1 protein-coding gene is annotated in these 474 nt (G+C 34.6%); it reads left to right on the plus strand.

Going from position 1 to position 474, the window contains the following annotated elements:
• Positions 1–271, plus strand: a 271-nt coding sequence (locus ACYQ0O_RS13125; RefSeq protein WP_459893791.1) for an ATP-binding protein, incomplete at its 5' end; no start/stop codon positions are given.
• Positions 272–474 lie beyond the last annotated feature (203 nt).

The raw sequence follows: 474 nt of genomic DNA on the forward strand, positions 1-474 counted from the left end.
TAGAATAGACCTTTTAATCATAGACGAATTGGGATACCTTGAAATAGGCAAACACGCAGCCTCTTTATTTTTTAAGCTCATTTCAAAAAGATATGAAAGGACTTCAACTATAGTAACTACTAATAAACCCTTTGATGAGTGGGGGGATATCTTTGGGGATGAAGTGGTAGCTGCTGCCATCCTTGATAGGCTGCTACACCACTCCTACCCCTTTCTCATTCAAGGAAAAAGTTACAGGATGAAAGAGTTGTTTGATAAGAAACAAAAATAATTTTTTTTGTCTAACTCTATGGGTGGGTCAATTTTCGTGAAAAAAACGGGTTAATTTTCGTGACAATTGACATCCGCTTAAAAAATATTTTAGATATCTTATCCAAATCTTCTTTACTAACTCTCTCCCACTTCTTCCAGTACATCTTAGAATTTAAAGCAAATATATCTACTGGTCGGATTAGATGTATAGCAGTTTTTTTA

It is taken from the genome of Desulfothermus okinawensis JCM 13304, assembly GCF_054654515.1.